13 protein-coding genes and 1 pseudogene are annotated in these 17,415 nt (G+C 56.6%); all 14 read left to right on the top strand.

Translation table 11 applies throughout. From position 1 onward, the window contains the following. Positions 1–31: 31 nt before the first annotated feature. The 14 genes and pseudogenes from SALB1_RS16355 to gmd all read left to right on the top strand — a co-directional run bounded on the left by SALB1_RS16355 (position 32) and on the right by gmd (position 17,362). Entirely contained in the window at positions 32–2,290 is a 2,259-nt protein-coding gene (locus SALB1_RS16355; protein ID WP_158590789.1) for a polysaccharide biosynthesis tyrosine autokinase, read from the top strand. Between the two features lie 90 nt (positions 2,291–2,380). Beyond that, positions 2,381–3,616 carry an NAD-dependent epimerase/dehydratase family protein gene (locus tag SALB1_RS16350; protein WP_109994812.1) on the top strand — a complete coding sequence of 412 codons (1,236 nt, stop codon included), beginning with the start codon at positions 2,381–2,383 and terminating at the stop codon, positions 3,614–3,616. Positions 3,617–4,175: 559 nt separating this feature from the next. Further along, a complete protein-coding gene (locus SALB1_RS16345; protein WP_158590788.1) occupies positions 4,176–5,528 on the top strand; it encodes a polysaccharide biosynthesis C-terminal domain-containing protein in 1,353 nt (450 codons plus the stop codon). A 75-nt stretch (positions 5,529–5,603) separates the two neighbouring features. Beyond that, a pseudogene (locus tag SALB1_RS20015) lies at positions 5,604–6,089 on the top strand (sulfotransferase); the annotation flags it as partial. 53 nt (positions 6,090–6,142) lie between these two features. Next, entirely contained in the window at positions 6,143–6,580 is a 438-nt protein-coding gene (locus SALB1_RS19625) for a hypothetical protein (protein WP_255414436.1), read from the top strand. A gap of 78 nt (positions 6,581–6,658) precedes the next feature. After that, on the top strand, positions 6,659–7,891 hold the full coding sequence (locus tag SALB1_RS16335; RefSeq protein WP_109994809.1) for a hypothetical protein: 1,233 nt from the start codon (positions 6,659–6,661) through the stop codon (positions 7,889–7,891). 244 nt (positions 7,892–8,135) lie between these two features. Then, on the top strand, positions 8,136–9,308 hold the full coding sequence (locus SALB1_RS18850; RefSeq protein ID WP_147420773.1) for an O-antigen ligase: 1,173 nt from the start codon (positions 8,136–8,138) through the stop codon (positions 9,306–9,308). Between the two features lie 300 nt (positions 9,309–9,608). After that, entirely contained in the window at positions 9,609–10,124 is a 516-nt protein-coding gene (locus tag SALB1_RS16330; RefSeq protein WP_145961352.1) for a class I SAM-dependent methyltransferase, read from the top strand. Between the two features lie 112 nt (positions 10,125–10,236). Continuing rightward, a complete protein-coding gene (locus tag SALB1_RS16325; RefSeq protein ID WP_109994807.1) occupies positions 10,237–11,367 on the top strand; it encodes a glycosyltransferase family 4 protein in 1,131 nt (376 codons plus the stop codon). A gap of 243 nt (positions 11,368–11,610) precedes the next feature. Continuing rightward, entirely contained in the window at positions 11,611–12,966 is a 1,356-nt protein-coding gene (locus tag SALB1_RS16320; RefSeq protein WP_109994806.1) for a glycosyltransferase family 4 protein, read from the top strand. A gap of 12 nt (positions 12,967–12,978) precedes the next feature. Then, positions 12,979–14,112: a glycosyltransferase family 4 protein gene (locus SALB1_RS16315; protein ID WP_158590787.1), complete on the top strand. Its 1,134-nt coding sequence runs from the start codon at positions 12,979–12,981 to the stop codon at positions 14,110–14,112. A gap of 35 nt (positions 14,113–14,147) precedes the next feature. After that, on the top strand, positions 14,148–14,828 hold the full coding sequence (locus SALB1_RS16310) for an FkbM family methyltransferase (RefSeq protein ID WP_222843041.1): 681 nt from the start codon (positions 14,148–14,150) through the stop codon (positions 14,826–14,828). Between the two features lie 186 nt (positions 14,829–15,014). Continuing rightward, positions 15,015–16,277, top strand: a complete 1,263-nt coding sequence (locus SALB1_RS16305) for a glycosyltransferase WbuB (RefSeq protein ID WP_109994803.1) — start codon at positions 15,015–15,017, stop codon at positions 16,275–16,277. Beyond that, positions 16,274–17,362 (top strand): GDP-mannose 4,6-dehydratase, encoded by a 1,089-nt coding sequence (gmd, locus tag SALB1_RS16300; protein ID WP_109994802.1) that lies wholly within the window; start codon positions 16,274–16,276, stop codon positions 17,360–17,362. Before SALB1_RS16305 ends, gmd begins: the two co-directional genes overlap by 4 nt. Positions 17,363–17,415 lie beyond the last annotated feature (53 nt).

Here is a 17,415-nt window from a genome sequence, read left to right as displayed (position 1 = left end):
GAATGATTCGACCGGCGATCGGCCGCATAACATGAGGCCTGCCGAACCGAGCCGGGAATACGAGCCGGACGACGAAATCGATCTCGCCCGCCTGTGGGGCATTGTGTCGGTTGGTAAATGGAAAATCATCGCCTGTGTCATCGCGGCACTGGCGCTGGCCGTGTTCTATCTGTTCGTGGTTTCGCCCACGTATCAGGTAAACGCATTGCTGCAGGTGGAACCGAACCAGTCTGCTTCACCGCTGGAAGGCATTACCTCCCAGATCGGGCAGCTCACGGGGCAGAGCAGCAGTAAAGCCGCGCCGGAAATGCAGATCATGCAGTCGCGCGCCGTGATCGGTCAGACGGTGAAAAAGCTTAACTTGAATATTTCGGTCACACCCGATTATTTCCCCGTCATCGGCGACGCTATCGCTCGGCGCCGGGAGCAGGGCACGGCTAGCACGAGCGCGGTCTCTCCCAGCCATGGCTTTTGGTGGTCGCACTATGCTTGGCAGCCGACCAGCATCAAGGTGACCCGGCTGGACGTGCCGAACGTGCTTTTCGGCAAGGCATTCGACCTGCGTGCCCTCGGCGGCGGCCAGTATGTATTGTTTGGCCCTAAGGGCCACAAGGTGCTCACCGGCCAAGTCGGCAAACCGGCCAGCGGCCATACCGCGCAAGGCCATGCGGTGCAGATCTTTGTCCAGCAACTGGCCGTGGCCGCGCCGCCGACCGACTTCACTGTGGTGCACCATGCCTGGCTGCAGCAGGTGAACGATCTTTCTCAGCGACTCGGGGTCGGCGAGCAGGGTCAGGATACCGGGATCGTAAACATGACCCTCGAGGGCCACGACAAGGCGCATATCACCCGGGTGGTGAACTCGATCGCCAATAATTATCTTCAGCAGAATGTGGAGGCCCAGTCGGAGCAAGCCAAGAAGAGCCTGGATTTCCTCAACCAGCAGCTACCCAAGCTCAAGTCCGACGTGCAATCGGCCGAAAGCAAGCTGGCGGACTACCAGCAGAATCATAGCCAGGCGGTGGATCTGGATCAGGAAGGGCAGGCGTTGCTCCAACAGGGCGTCAACATCGAAGACAAACGCTCCAAGCTGGCGATGAAGCTGGCTGAACTCCGCCAGACTTATACCGCCAAGCATCCGGCTCTGCAAGCGGCGCGCCACCAGATGGCCCGGCTCAAGCAGCAGAGCCATCAACTCCAGCAAAAGATCGATAAGCTGCCCGAGGCCGAAAAACATATTCTGCGGCTCAAACGCGATGTGCAGGTCAAGACCGAGCTCTATACCGGCCTGCTAAACCGGGCCCAGCAGCTGCGCGTGATGAAGGCGGGAACGGTCGGCAATGTGCGGATCATCGACCACGCCGTTCAACCTATCAAGCCGGTGGCTCCCCAGAAGAAGCTGGTATTAGTGCTGGCCCTGGTGCTGGGCACGCTTGCCGGCATCGGCCTGGTCTTGCTGCAGGCCGCGCTGCGGCGTGGCATCAACGACCCGAGCGATATCGAAAGCGGTCTCGGGCTGCCGGTTTATGCCGTCATCCCCTTTAGCGGGTGGCTCCAGCGTGCATCGGATCGCTGGCAAAAACGCTACGGCACCGCGCCGGTTCTGGCCCGGGACCATGGCGACGATGTCGCTGTGGAAGCCCTGCGCAGCCTGCGTACCAGTCTGTATTTTGCCCAAATGGAGTCGGGCAGTAATGCCATCCTCATCACCGGGCCGGCGCCGGGCGTGGGCAAATCGTTCGTGAGCATGAATCTGGCGTATCTATTGTCGGAAACCGAGCAGCGCGTACTGATTATCGATGCCGATATGCGCAAGGGCCGGTTGCACGAGTTTGTGGAAGACCGCGCGCGTGAACCCGGCCTGTCCCAGGTGCTGACGGGCCAGATGACGCTGGATGCCGCGGCCCACAACATCACCGACGATGGCAATATCCGCGTGCTCACGAGCGGTCAGTTGCCGCCCAACCCATCGGAGTTGCTCATGCGTGCCGCATTCGCCGATTTGATCACTCGTGCGAAGGAAGAGTACGACCTGGTCATCATCGATGCCCCGCCCATCCTCGCCGTGACGGATGCCGCCATCATCGCCGGCGCCGTGCCCGGTATCGTCACCTTCATGGTCACTCGCGCCGGTCAGCACCCACTTGCGGAACTGGAAGAGAGCGTCAAACGCTTCGCTCGCCAGAACCACAGCATTGCGGGCGTCGTCTTCAATGCGTACAAGCAGTCGCACGCCAAAGATGCTGGCGGCTATAGTTATTACCATTATGAATACAAGGCGTCGAGCTAAACTGCTCGACTCGCGTTGCAAGAGCGGTTAGCCAAGGCGCTAAGTTCTGCGCTTGCGCGCAACCAGAAAACACATCGGAAAACTCAAGATATGAAAATACTTATCCTCGGCGGTGATGGGTTTTGTGGTTGGCCCACGGCTCTGCATCTCTCGGCTCTTGGGAATGATATTACGATTGTCGACAACCTTTCCCGACGCGAGATAGATATTGAACTGGAATGCGAATCGCTTACCCCCATCCGGCCGATGGGCGAGCGCCTGCGGGCGTGGAAGGAAGTCTCGGGCCGTGATATTACGTTTCATAATTTCAACGTCGCGCGGAATTATCAGCGCTTGCTGGATCTGATCAACGACTGGCAGCCGAATGCGGTTGTGCATTTCGCGGAACAGCGCGCTGCGCCTTACTCGATGAAGTCAAGCCACCATAAGCGCTATACGGTGGATAATAATCTCAACGGCACTAACAACGTGTTGGCGGCCATTGTGGAAAGTGGCCTGGACATCCATGTCGCCCACTTGGGAACTATGGGGGTTTACGGCTACGGAACGGCCGGCATGAAGATTCCGGAAGGGTATCTCACAGTCAAGGTCGAAACAGAAGACGGTGAACTGGTCGAGAACGAGATCCTCTATCCGTCCAATCCGGGCAGCATCTACCACATGACGAAAACGCAGGATCAGCTCTTGTTCGCCTACTACAATAAGAACGACTGGGTCCGCGTAACCGACTTGCACCAGGGTATTGTATGGGGCACGCAAACCGCCGAAACTCGTCTGGATGATCGGCTCATCAACCGCTTCGACTACGATGGCGATTACGGCACGGTGCTTAACCGTTTTCTCATGCAGGCGGCTGTGGGGTATCCCCTGACGGTCCATGGCACCGGCGGCCAGACTCGTGCGTTTATCCATATCCAGGATACAGTGCGCTGCATCCAACTCGCACTGGAAAACCCGCCCGAAAGTGGCGACAAGGTGCATATCCTCAATCAGATGACCGAAACCCACCGCGTTCGCGATTTAGCCCGTATGGTTACTGAGCGTACCAGTGTGGAAGCCGAGTATCTGGACAATCCGCGCAACGAGGCTGGCGAGAACGAGTTGCACGTCGCCAACGATCGTTTTCTTGGGCTTGGCTTGGAGCCCATCACCCTAACCGAAGGTCTGATGGAAGAAGTGACGGAGATTGCCAACAAGTATGCTCTTCGCTGTGATATGAGCAAAATCCCGTGCGTGTCGCGTTGGACCCAGCAGCGGAGATCCCAAGAAAAGGAAGTGATGCACCCTGATTCGGAGATACACTCTGAGGGTCGCACAACCGGCTGAAGCACGAGTTTGCGATGCGCCGGATAGGCCATCCCCAATCTGGTTTTCATGACGAATTCGGCCTAATGGATACGCATTTTGCATCGTAGCAATAAACGGAAATCGCGTTATTTTGCGTGGGTAATCCCGCTTCGCCTTTCGTCGCTCGCAGCGAGGGCAGCTTTTGTTGTGCGGAAAACTACGACTGGATGCCAAAGCTGCCGTGGGAAGCGCACTCACGTAGCCTCATCATTGCGGGGGCGCAGTATGCCCACAGCACAAAGCGGCCAAAACTCGATACAAGCCATGGTCCCGCGCAGATCACTCAACAAGGCAATGTTGCACACTCTAATGATAATAGGTCCGGGACGGCTATGGTCACGATCATACGGACTTGGCCGGCCAAGCGCTGCGTCAGAGGCGTACCACGGTGCGGTTTGGCGGTGTCCCGCGCCGAACGTGCGCGGGACACGCGGCATTCGGCTAAGGGGCTGGGTCGGGAAAACACAATTCTATAACTTTTAGTTTTGTCCAGAGGATGGCTTTCGTTCGTCGCCGTAGTGCCGCCCGTAGACCGTCAGTGACCTCCGCGGGTTTTTCTTTCGCAGCGCGCCTGCGTCGCCTCGCCGTAGGCGATTCACTGCTGTACCGGCATCTCGTCGGCGCAGCCGCCGGCAGCTTCCTTCTTAGCCTTTCAGCAAAGGCGCTTACACTGATTTCCAGCGTGCTTCTGGCCCGCTGGCTCGGATCGGCGGGCTACGGGGTTTACTCTTCGGCGCTGGCCGTGTTGCTGATGCTCGGCGTGCCGACCACGCTCGGTCTGCCCATATTGGTGGTGCGTCTGCTCGCCAGCTACCGTGTCAACGAGGAGTGGGGCCTTATGCGCGGTCTGTTGCAGCGCGTCAATCTGCTAGTGTTGCTACTCTCAGTAATACTTGCTGGGTTGGGTAGCGCCGTTGTGTGGGCGCTGGGAGATCGTCTTTCCTCCGGCCATGCCCTGCTGTGGGCCATGGGCCTGTTGCCGCTGACTGCGCTCGGCGCGCTGCGCTCCGCCGCCCTTCGCGGCTTGCACCATATCGTGCTAGGTCAGTTGCCGGAGAACGTTGTTATGCCGGGGCTATTTCTGGGCCTGCTAGCATCATGGAACTTCGCGGGGCTCGCGCTCACGCCAGAATCCGTCTTGGCCCTGCGGTTCGCCGCCGTCGCAGCCGCTTTCGTCGTTGGCGCTTGGCTGCTCATACGCCGGCTGCCGAGTGCGATGCTTCGTGCAGAGCCCTGCTACGATACGGCCACCTGGGCGCGTGCGGCTATCCCGCTGCTGTTTCTTGGCGGTATGAGCATTATCAACACGCAGACCGACGTGCTTATGCTCGCAGGCATACATGGGGCAGCCTCTGCCGGGGTATACCGTGCCGCGTCCAGAGGTGCCGAGTTGGTGGCCTTTTCGCTGGTGGTTATTAATATGGCTATTCAGCCCACCATCTCGCACCTTTACACCGCCGGTGAAACGCAACGCTTGCAGCGCGTATTAACCGCGGCTGCTCGTGGTGCTTTGGCCATGGCTCTGCCGCTGGCGCTGGTACTAGCGCTGTTCGGCAAGACGATTTTGCGGCTGGTCTTCGGTGACGAGTTCGAGAGTGGCGCGTTGTGTCTCGCTATCCTATGCGGAGCGCAGGTAATTAACGCTGGGGCAGGGCCGGTGGCGCTAATTCTCAATATGACTGGCCATGAGCGCGATTCGGTCGTGGGAATGACCATTGGTGCGGTCGTAAATGTCGTACTAAACGCAATTTTTATCCCGCTGTGGGACGTCGATGGCGCGGCGCTCGCTACCGGCTTGAGTCTCGTCAGTTGGAATTTCGCTCTAGTTGCTTTGGTTCGAAGGCGGACCGGTCTGTCCAGTACTGTCTTGAATAGCGTCCTCGCCCGATAGTCGCGCAAGCGTGATGGGTTGCTATCCAGGGGCGAGATTAATTACTTCTTTGTTCTGTAAGCTTGAGTATCTTTGATGACAGAGCCTGTATTCATCTTTAGCCTGCCGAGATCAGGTTCAACCCTTGCGCAAAAGGTGCTCGCAGCCCATGACGATGTTGCCACAGCAGCAGAGCCATGGCTGCTGCTACCATTCGTTTATGCGCTGCGTGATGACGGAATTTATACGGAATACGCTCAGTGCACCGGAGCTAAAGCGATCAGAGAATTTACTCAAAATTTACCCTCCGCGAAATCTGACTACTATGCGGCTATCCGTGAGCTCGCGTTACGGTTGTACGGCGTCGCATCAGGAGAGGGGGCTCGCTACTTTGTCGATAAAACACCAAGATATCATCTCATTATGAAAGAGATACTCGATATTTTTCCAAACGCTAAGTGTATCCTCCTTTGGCGAAATCCACTGGCAGTTGCTGCGTCAATTTTGGAGACATGGGGGAAACGAGGGCGTTGGAATGCGTACAGATATAAAATAGATTTGTACAAAGGCTTGGAAAGTATGCTGGAGACCTCTGAACTCTTTCCAGAGCGTTTTTTGCAAGTCAGGTACGAAGCATGGTTGCTGAACCTGAAGATGTCTGGCGACGAGTATTCTCCTATCTTGATCTTGTTTACAATTCCGCAGTACTTGATCGATACCGTTTGGTTCAGTTGGCCGGCGCGATGGGAGATCCGACTGGCCATAAGAAGTTTGAGTCTATTTCTGCGGGTTCGAAGGACTCATGGATCGACGTCTTCAATACGCCGCTTAGAAAGGCCTGGGCGCGTCGTTACCTTGATTACATTGGGTCGGAGCGGTTGCGCGTGATGGGATACGATAAAGATGAGATCGAGCAGGCACTTTCTAGCCGCTCGAAAGTTTGCATGCCACGCGTGTTCTCAGATGCGCTGTTCATGTCTATAGGCGCTTTACACGCGCCCTTGGATCTCTCCGGCGCTAAGCGGCAGTTACTTCGCAGCGTTTCCGGCAAACGGTGCTACGCGGCAACATAATTGATAGGAGTTGGGGTAAAGATTTGCCACGCGGACGTCCCTCTAAGCACGTCAGAAACGCGAAGAAGCGGATAGTGAATGAAACAAAGCAGGAAAAATAACATTCTGATCTTGGAGCCGCGCACTGACGGGCACCACGGTCCCTACTTGCAGTGGATGGCGACGGGTCTGGTCAAGCGCGGCTTTCACGTGACTGTTATCACCTCGCCGGACTCGCTCTCCCATCCTTCTATACAGGCGATCGAGGCTGCCGCGAGGGCGGATAACGATACGGTGCTGAACCTCATCACCGCCGAAAGTTCGTTCGTAGACGGTACAAACAGGAGTGACAGCACGAGCGGCCTACTAACGAGAGAATTAGCATACTGGCGCTTGTTTCGGCGGTGGTACAGGGCGCACGTCGGCGGCGTACGCCCGGACGTGGTTTTCTTACCTTACTTGGATTATTGCCTTCACGCAGTCGGACTGCTCGGCTCTCCGTTTGGTGACTGCCCCTGGGTCGGTCTTGCGATGCGACCGTCGTTTCACTATCGGCGGATGGGCGTGATTGCGCCCCGGCCGCCGCTGGGGGCTCTTAAAAAGGCGCTCTTCATGCGTCTTCTGCGAAACCGGCACCTCCGTCGTCTGCTGACGATCGACGAGCCGCTAGCGCAATATCTTGCTGCAAGTCCGAAGCTCGCATCGAAAGCGACATTTTTTCCCGAGCCGGCGGAGTTGGGACGGTTACCGAATCCGTCTGACGCCAAACAGCGATTGGGTGTGCCGGTAGGGCGTAAACTGATTCTGATTTACGGTGCGATTACGGCGCGCAAGGGCGTGCTTGAGCTTCTACATGCGATGTTGACGCCAGGCTTTCCGGTAGCTATGGATATTTTATTAGCCGGGAAGATCGATGCGGAAGTTAATAAAATATTGCGATCGAAGGCGATTGTACCTCTCGTCGCGCAAGGTCGAGTACATGTATTGAACCGATTCATTGAGGCAACAGAGGAGCCATATCTTTTCGCAGCAGCAGATGCTGTATGGGTCGGCTACCGTGGTCATTACGGCTCAAGTGGGGTCCTTATGCAAGCCATATATTCAGGTCGTCCTGTGATCGCGTGCCAAGAGGGCGTTCTCGGCTGGTTAACTGAACGATATAGTCTGGGCAACGTCGTCTGTCCTAGCGATGCCTATTCGGTTGTTCGTGGCGTGCAATCGCTAGCAGGCTGCTCAGAAGGAGAGCGTACTGCTCGCGCCTATATTGACAGGCCCATCGTTTGTTCCTTCGAGTCGGCGGTCGAATCACTAAGCGAAGTCATGTCCGGCTGATGCGGATAAGCCATGAGCAGCGAATTATCAACTCGTAGTGTTTTAAAGGCCATGCACCGGCCAAAATACGGGGTCGAGCTGAGTAAAGATCTGGTGCCATTACTATGAGGTTGCAGACAATTAGTATAAAACGCGATATTGGAGTTCTTTTCGAATGTATTCATCTCGTCTGAATTTCCGGCTGCTACTTGTAACGATTGCGACCGTCTTCCTTTATCAGTGGAGTCCATTCGGGTCCCAGACGTTGCACATCAGTCTTACAAAAATTCTTGGCGTGATGACTGCTATCTCGGTATCACTTTCACTCCTTATTTCGCGGTCGAGGAAAACCAAACCAGGACTTCGTGTACCTTCTCGAGCTTCCGTAATTGTTCTTCTAATCTTGGTGTTTGACATTCTTGGAGTTGCCACCGCCCTCGGTCGCACAGGAGGGGCCATTGAGTTTGCGATAGAGCAAGCGGGCGCGCTTATATGGGTGCTATTACCTCTGATCCTTATAAGGTCGAGGAAAGATCTACGTTACGCACTGGCTGCCTATTCTTTCGCGGTAATCGGTATACATGTTGGAATACTGTTGACCGGGTTCGGCCTATTGCACGTCGACTTTGGGCAGCAGGATAATCAACCCGTTCAGCTTATGCCAATTCTGCTTGGGGCAAAACGGAGCGCTGGGTTCTTAATAAACTATGGTGCAGTAGCTATTGCCACGGCTTTTGTACTTCCATGGATTCTGAGTGGAGTCGGGCGGAAGGGTTGGGCGGGGATGTGGAAGGTGGCTGGAATTTTCGCAATTGGTGTTATCCTAGCGGGAAGCATCGTTTCGCTTTCTCGAAATGTATGGCTATCATCGTCGGTCGCTATTTCGTTTTGGTTTTTAGGCATCATTTTTACTCGAGCGACGGGCTACGGTAAACTTTTATCTATTTTGCTCGGTGGGGCTTGTGTTGTCGTTCTTTCTCCTATTCTATTGACAGCTTTGCAAGCGACCGCGGGGCTTGCCGGTGCAGTTAGGGAGCAGTCTATCTCTATTAGGGCGCAGCAGTACGAGGGTGCGCTGCGAAAAATTGGCAAATCTCCGTTAGTGGGTTGGGGGCCGAATGTTCATATCGGTGGGCTTCCTGTCCACAATCTTATACTAAACGCGATTTTGACAGCTGGAGTGGGTGGTTGGTTTTTGGTTACGGCCTTAATTTTGCTTTTCGTATGGCTTTTTAGATCTGCGATACGATCATCAAGAAGAGAGCTGTTAATAGTTTTTGCGGGATTCTCCGGAGTGGCGACGGCATCCATGTTCTATCCAACGATCGGCAATTCCGCGCCTATATTTTGGTTGACATTCGGTATAGCCGCTAGTGCATTATCGGTACACGCTAGCGATATTAAAACTGGTTACGCGCGGCTTCAGTTTGTTCGTTAGTTAGAGTTGTAGGTAGTCGCACTAAGGTGCAAATGGCTATCCCACCTTTTATTTGGGTATCTTACACAGGTGCTTGAGTTTCCTCGCCAGTAATCTAGATTGGTTTGGTAGAATCAGACACTTAATAGTTCCATCAATAATGCACGATGACGTTGCAGCTCTCTGGATGTATTGCAAGGTTATCAACGAGTAAGGCGGCGCTTCAGTAAGAAATCATGAGGTTGAGTATCAGATGCGCGGTGGATGCTTGGCAATCCTCGATTGCGTCGAGTGGTGAGTTATTAATGGAGAGGTCTTAGCTTGGATATCGGAATGAAACGAGCCATAGTCTTGGGCAGGTGCGTAATCTATCTCGGGTGCGGCTCTGGCCAGATACTTGATGATCTGGCCGGCGACTTCGAAAAGCTTATAGGACTTGATGTATCAAGGCGTCGCGTGAATGAACTGCGCGGCGGCAAGAATGGCGGTTGGGAATTTCGTGAGGCTGATCTCAATAGCACGTTCCCACTGGACTATGGGATCGCCGAACCCGTGATTGCGAATCAGGTCATCGAACATATCCTGGATCCGGTCGGTTCTGCGAGTGAGATTAGCCGCGTTCTTCGCTCGGGGGGTGTGCGTTGTCACGACGCCGAATATCCGATGCCTGAAAAAAGCTTTCCCACCTCTTGGTTTAGGGCTACGGCCCGCGCACGGCCGGCGGCAACACCCTCGCCGGGGCTTGGGATGACGGCCATGTGCATTACTTTACACACCGCGACCTGCAAGAAACGTTCGCTCAAGCCGGCTTTGAAACTATCGGAAGTTCAGCGTTGATAGCAATAAAGAAACGGTCCTTTGTGCGGTATCTACTGGATCGCGGCTCTGGCACAACGCCCGTACGCGAGTTCTTGTCGGGCGTCATTTTTTCTGTGCGGATAAGTAGTTGATGAGTCGCTTCGTTGTTTACTGGAATAACATTCCTTCGCCCTACATGGTCGATCGCTTCAATGAGCTCGCGGATCGTGGCAATTTTGAATTCGAAGCTTGGTTCAATGATCGTATTGAGTCGGGCCGTAGTTGGGATGTGCGCGAAGCTGACTGGCGGTTCCGATATCGCTATCTGCCCAAAACACATGTGTTGGGGCACTCTTTTCGCTGGCCGCTACCGCTTTTTGGTCGCCGGCCGGATGTGCTCGTGACCCTTTACGCGGAACCTGTATTCCTGCTCGGCTGGGCGTTAGCTAAGTTGCGCGGCGCTAAAACTGCGTTTTGGTGCCAAGTTACGATAGATCGGTGGGTCCAACGGAAAGCTTGGAAAAATGCCGTTAAAAGGATTGTTTTTCCCCGAGTGGACGCGACGCTGGGGAGCGGTGAGGACAGTCGGTCTTTTGCAATGCGGTTCGGCACGCCGGCTGATCGGTCCTTGCGCCTGCGACACTCCATTGATGTTGCTCATTACATGGGCGGAGCGGCCCAAGCACAGCCCGAGCGAAAGGCGCTACGCGCCGAACTAGGCCTCAAGGGCACCACTTTCGTTTACGTCGGCCGCCTCTGGTGGGGCAAGGGTCTCAACTATCTGCTGGACGCCTTCGAGACCGTGCAGCGTCAGAGTGCCGAGGAAGTCAGCTTGTTGCTGGTCGGCGATGGTTCGGAGGAAACTGCTCTGCGTAGGGTGTGTGCCGAGCGCGGTATTCTCAACGTGGTGTTTGCCGGATTTCAGCAGAAACCTGAACTGCCGCGCTATTACGCCGTAGCGGACATATTCGTCTTCCCCACCTTGGGCGACCCCTACGGGCTAGTGGTGGACGAGGCGATGGCATGTGGGCTGCCCGTGATATCGACCAGTGCCGCCGGTGAAATCCGCGACCGCATCGAGGACGGAATAAACGGCTATATTGTGCCGCCCGAAGATAGTGCGGCGCTGGCGTCGAGCATGCTCAAGTTGTCACGGGATCCGGACGCGCGCACACGGATGGGCCAGATGTCGAGTGACAAGATCCAAGGTCATACACCCCAGCAGTGGGCCGAGGATTTCGAACGGATTGTGAGCTTTATGCTGAGCGAGAATACTGGGTAAATTCACATCGTCGCAAGCGTGCGTCGGGCTTATCCCACCTTCTGGTCGGCACGGCCTAGACAATGCCTCGGTCTGAATTGTTCGACCCTCATTAGTTTTGTAGCGGGCTGCTTTTGGTGCGGGACGGCGATGCTTGTTGTAAAACGGTCCGCGGCTGCTGTTATTCGACACACCGTGTAAGGGCGTATAAGCGACGCCGAAGGTGTTTGTACTGTCAGGCCATCGCAGCGCGGAAAGCCCGACATGTTCATCCAGTGGTTCATCGTGTCAGTGCCCAATTATGATCTTAGCCGAAAAGTAATCCGCATGGAGAGCACGTTGAACAGAATTCTGGTCACGACCCCTTATCGTGAGAACGCCGTGTTGGCGATTGCCCGAGCTGCGGCGGCGGATGGGCGGCTTAGTCAGTTCTATACCACGCTCTATCTTGCGCGGTGGCAGTCTAAGGTGAAAAGAATGCCGGTATTCGGGCAAAGTCTCGCTCGCGAATTTGCTCGAAGGGCATTCGCTGATATCCCGCAGGGTAACGTCGCTGATGTGGCTGTTCCTTCGGAGCTGCTGCACGTGGCGGCGAGGCGGGTCGTTGGTCGGGTAAGGCCGCAGTGGAACAGTAACTTGATGTATTGGACGAAGCGCCGCTTCGATCGAGCGGTTGCCAAACGCGTGCAACGGAGGGCTGCCGATGTATTGGTCGGTATGTATGCCGCCAGTCTCGAAAGCTTTCGAGCTATTAAGGCGCAGAGTGGGATAGCCGTGTTGAATTTTGTGAATAGCCACCCAGCGGAGCACAATCGCTATCTCATTGAAATGGCTGGCCTGTGTGCGCCGCACCAAGAGTTGGTGCCCGATTGGGTCGCTGATCGTGTTCAGGAGGAGCTGCGCCTTGCCGATTGGGTGCTCGTGCCTTCCCACTTCGTCGAAGCACAATTGCTTGAGCACGGTGTTCCAGCACACAAGATCAAAGTGTTGCCTTACGGGGTGGATTTGCGATCGTTTCACCCAAGGCAACAGACTAGCCTTGGCGGCTCAGCGACCACAGAATCGGGGCCATTAGAATGTCTTTATGTAGGTCAGATATCCCATCGCAAGGGCATAAAAACGCTATTCGAAGCGGCGCGGCTTTGTAGCCATTTACCATTGAGGTTTCGCCTGATTGGTCCAGTGGTAAGCGCCGAGGTGTTGGAAGATATGCCCGATAACGTTACGCACGAGGGCCCGACCCGTCCCGACGAAGTCGCAACTGCGATGCGCCGGGCGGATATGTTTGTTCTGCCGACGATTGAAGATGCATGCGCTCTCGTAACGCTGGAAGCTATGGCCTCGGGTCTGCCCGTAGTCACAACCACAAACAACGGCTCTGGCGAAATGATAGAGGACGGCGTGGACGGTTTTGTGATCTCGGCAGGCGATGCCGCCGCCGTTGCCGAAGCGATAGTGCGCCTATTCGAAAGTGCCGAGCTTCGAGAGAGCATGGGTGTTGCCGCGCGGCGAAAAGTCCAGACCGCTCATACATGGAACGTCTATGGCGCCTCAGTTCTCAACTCGATCGGCGACTACCTGAACGCAAATTCGTCGGACTCGCATGATTCCCTCCATTAGATGCGCCAGCTTATGAAGCGCAGCGATACTCTGGTCTGGATGCTTGGCGCGTTCCCACCGCCTGTGCACGGCATGGCGGCGGTGAATGCGGCTGTCCGGGAGCGGCTTTATGCTACACGCACAGAGGTGCATGTGCTCGATATTGCTGCGTCCAGTTTGCGGCGTAGTTTACTGGTTCGGCTCAGCCGCCTACCTCGGGTCTGGTCAGCAATGCTGACGCTGATTTTTCGGGCTAGGTATGAGCAGACGTTGTACATGAGTGTTTCGGGAGGCTGGGGACAGGCGTACGAGATTTGTTTTTTAGTGGCTGCCCGCCTGCGGCGGATGCGCGTATTCCTGCACCATCACAGTTTTGCCTATCTTGACTCGCCCAAGCGCCTCACCTCGGTGTTGATTAGGCTAGCAGGAAGGCAGGCGTGTCATGTGGTCCTATCTCCTCACATGAAAGATAGGCTGAAAGGAAGCTACAGCGCCAATCGAGTGGTGTCACTTTCTAATGCGATATTCCTTTTAAACGGTGGTGAGTATGTGGAACTGGAGCGTAGTGAACTCCAAAGCATCGGTTTTCTAGCGAACATAGCGGCCGAAAAAGGGGTATTTGAGTTTCTTGATTTGTGTGCGGCGATTCACGACCGTGGATTACCCGTGGGTGCCTTCTTGGCTGGCCCGTTTCAGGATGCGCAAACGGAGCATGCGGTGCGAGAGCGCCTAGCGATGCTACCGAACGTTGAATATGTTGGGCCCAAGTACGGCGATCAGAAAGTAGCATTCTTCGGGGGCTTGGACTGTTTCGTGTTCCCGAGCCGGTATTCGAACGAGGCGGAACCGATAACGGTGCATGAAGCCATGGGCAACTGCTGCCCGGTAATCGCCTACGGCCGTGGCTGCATCCCCGAAGTGGTGAGTGAGGATTGTGGCCGGCTCGTTGAGCCTGGGCAGGCGTTCGTGCGGGAAGCATTAGCACAGATTTCTGCCTGGCTGGATAACCCTGCGGCATTCGAGGCAGCATCGAAGACCGCCGCCGCGCGCTTCGCGCAGACCTATGCTGAAAGCCAGGCCCGTTGGCAGGCAATAATGAGTGAATTGACCGGCGAGCGTAACCCGCGGTACGCGAATAAGATGCAGGACTCGTCATCGGAGCTCTGACCGCCAAGGCCGGCAAACTGGCCCGTATTCTCCCCGTGCCGATTTGGCGTAATGCGTTGCGCCACCATCGCGTGGCAGCCGGTGTCGAGCACGCTGGTGTACTGAAACATCTTGGTGCGCTGAAGACAGTCGTGGACGTGGGCGCAAACCGTGGCCAGTTCGCACTGGCGGCGCGGCGTTGTTTTCCGAACGCACGGATCGTTTCGTTCGAGCCGTTGTCTGGCCCAGCGGCGGTGTACCAGGCAGTGTTCGATGAAGACCGGCGGGCGCGCTTGGTTATAGCGGCCCTGGGCCCTGAGCCGGGCGAGGCGGAGATCCATCGCTCCGCGCGGGACGATTCTTCTTCGCTGCTGCCGATTACTGCGGCGCAGGACGCGCTGTTTCCCGGCACGGCCGAGGCCGGCACGGAAACAATCCGCGTCGCGCGTCTTGCCGAGCACCTTTCGGCCGAGGCTATCGGAACACCGGCGCTGTTGAAGCTCGATGTCCAGGGTTTCGAGTTGCAAGCCCTGGCCGGCTGCGAAGATCTGCTCGAGCGCTTTACTTGGGTCTATGTCGAGTGCTCGTTCATTGAGTTGTATGTCGGCCAGGCTTTCGCCGACGAGGTCATCGCCTGGTTGCGCGAGCGCGGCTTTCAGTTGTGCGGCGTATACCACATGGCCTACGACGGGGACGGGCGCGCCGTGCAGGCGGATTTTTTGTTTCGCCGTTTGTGAGCTGATCGCGTAGTCATATGGCGAACGATGGGAGCGTCCTTTCCTGCGAACAACAACAAGTTTCCTGACCACGATTGATAGCTTGAGCCCGCTCCGGCGCTGCAGACTGCTCCGTATTGCGGCAGCGGCCAAGTCGGGTATGGTGACGCTTCATCAATTGATGGCTTATACAGGGAGTCACGCGCTTTGCGCATTCTCATCCACGGAATCAATTTTGCCCCGGAGTTGACGGGTATTGGCAAGTATACGGGCGAGATGGCCCGTTGGCTGGCACGCGAAGGCCACGAGGTCCGCGTGGTCACGGCGCCGCCTTATTATCCCGACTGGCGAATTGGCAACGATTATTCGGCCGTGCGTTACTTGCGGCAGGCTTATCCGTCGGGCTGTGGCGAGATGACCATGTATCGCTGCCCGCTGTGGGTTCCGGCATCGCCCAGTGGCGGCAAGCGGTTGGTGCATCTGGCGAGTTTTGCGGCGAGCAGCCTGCCGGTGATGCTAGCCCAGGTACGGTGGCGACCGGATCTGGTACTGGTCATCGCGCCGACGTTGTTCTGTGCGCCTATGGCGGCCCTGGTGGCGCGAGTGGCAGGGGCGAAAAGCTGGCTTCATATTCAGGATTTCGAGGTGGATGCCGCGTTCGGGCTGGGTATGCTGCAATCGACCCAGGCCCGGCGGTGGTTTCTGGGCGCCGAGAGCCAACTGCTGCGCCGCTTCGACCGCGTATCCACCATTTCCGACCGCATGATGGACCGCCTGGCGGATAAGGGGGTACCGACATCGCGCCGTGTGCTGTTTCGGAACTGGACGGATACGAAAGCTATCTATCCTCTGGCGGCGCCGTCTGGCTTCCGGGACGAACTGGACATTGCCGACGATTCGCGTGTCGTGCTGTATGCCGGCAACCTGGGCGAGAAGCAGGGGCTGGATGTGTTGATTGATGCCGCCCGCCGTACGGCCTGCGATGAAAGTATCATCTGGGTCATTGCGGGTGCCGGGAGCGCCCGGGTTAAGCTTGAAGCGCGCTCGGTGGATTTGCCGAATGTGCGTTGGCTACCGTTGCAGCCGATGGAAAAGCTCAACGAGCTGCTGAACCTGGCGGATATCCATGTGTTGCCACAGCGGGCCGATGCGGCCGATCTGGTGATGCCGTCGAAGCTGACCGGTATGCTGGCGAGCGGCCGGCCGGTGGTGGCGACCGCGGCCGAAGGCACGCAGGTGGCATCAATTGTTTCCGAATGTGGCATTTGTGTGCCGCCCGAGGATGCCGATGCGCTCGCGAAGGCCTTGAGCGAACTCGCCGATGACGGGAAACGTCGATATGCCCTGGGCGCGAAGGCCAGACATTACGCCGAAAGGCATCTGGGGTATGAGCAGATCATGAGAAATTTTGAATTCGAGGCCGAGGCGCTTGTGAATGGCGCGGCCGATACAGTGGAAGACGATGCATGACAAAGCGCGCGCTTATTACCGGGGTAACCGGGCAGGATGGGGCCTATCTGGCTGAGTTGCTACTGGGCGAAGGGTACGAGGTGCATGGCATCAAGCGGCGTGCTTCGTTGTTCAATACCGACCGTATCGATCATCTGTATCAGGATCCGCACGAGGCCGACCCGCGATTCATTCTTCACTATGGTGACCTGACGGACTCGACGAATCTGATTCGTATCGTCCAGCAGGTGCAGCCGGACGAGATTTATAACCTCGGCGCCCAATCGCACGTGGCGGTGTCGTTCGAAAGCCCGGAGTACACGGCCAATAGCGATGCGTTGGGCGCGCTGCGTTTGCTGGAGGCGATCCGGATCCTCGGGCTGGAAGACAAAACGCGTTTTTATCAGGCCTCCACGTCGGAACTTTACGGCAAGGTGCAGGCCGTCCCCCAGAGCGAAACCACGCCGTTCTACCCGCGCTCACCCTACGCCGTCGCGAAGCTCTACGCGTTTTGGGCGGTGGTGAATTACCGCGAGGCCTACGGCCTGTACGCCTGCAACGGCATTCTGTTCAATCACGAATCCCCATTGCGCGGCGAAACATTCGTGACACGCAAGATCACGCGGGCGCTCGCCCGCATCAAGCTGGGTCTACAGGATTGTCTTTATCTGGGCAATCTGGAGGCGCTGCGCGACTGGGGGCATGCGCGTGACTATGTGAAGGCCCAGTGGCTGATGCTGCAGCAGGATGCTCCGGAAGATTATGTGATTGCGACCGGCAAACAGTATTCCGTGCGCCAGTTTGTGGAGACGGCGTGCGGCGAGCTGGGTATCGATGTGCGCTGGGAAGGCGCCGGTGAGAACGAAAAAGGCTACGACGCGAAGACCGGGGCATGCCTGGTGGCCGTGGACCCGCGATACTTTCGCCCGACGGAAGTGGAGACGCTGCTGGGCGATCCGTCCAAGGCGCGCGAGCAGCTTGGCTGGGAGCCGGAAGTGTCGTTCGATGCGCTCGTCGCCGAAATGGTGCGGGAGGATCTGATGAGTGCCGAGCGCGATGAGTTGTGCCGGCGTCAAGGCTTCCAGACCTTTGATTACCACGAATGAGGGAACATGTTGCTGCGGGTCGGGAATATCCAGCCCGTAGCATATGTTGTCAT

The sequence above is a fragment of the Salinisphaera sp. LB1 genome, from assembly GCF_003177035.1.
Lineage (GTDB): Bacteria > Pseudomonadota > Gammaproteobacteria > Nevskiales > Salinisphaeraceae > Salinisphaera.
This window is presented reverse-complemented; position numbering and strand designations above follow the sequence as displayed.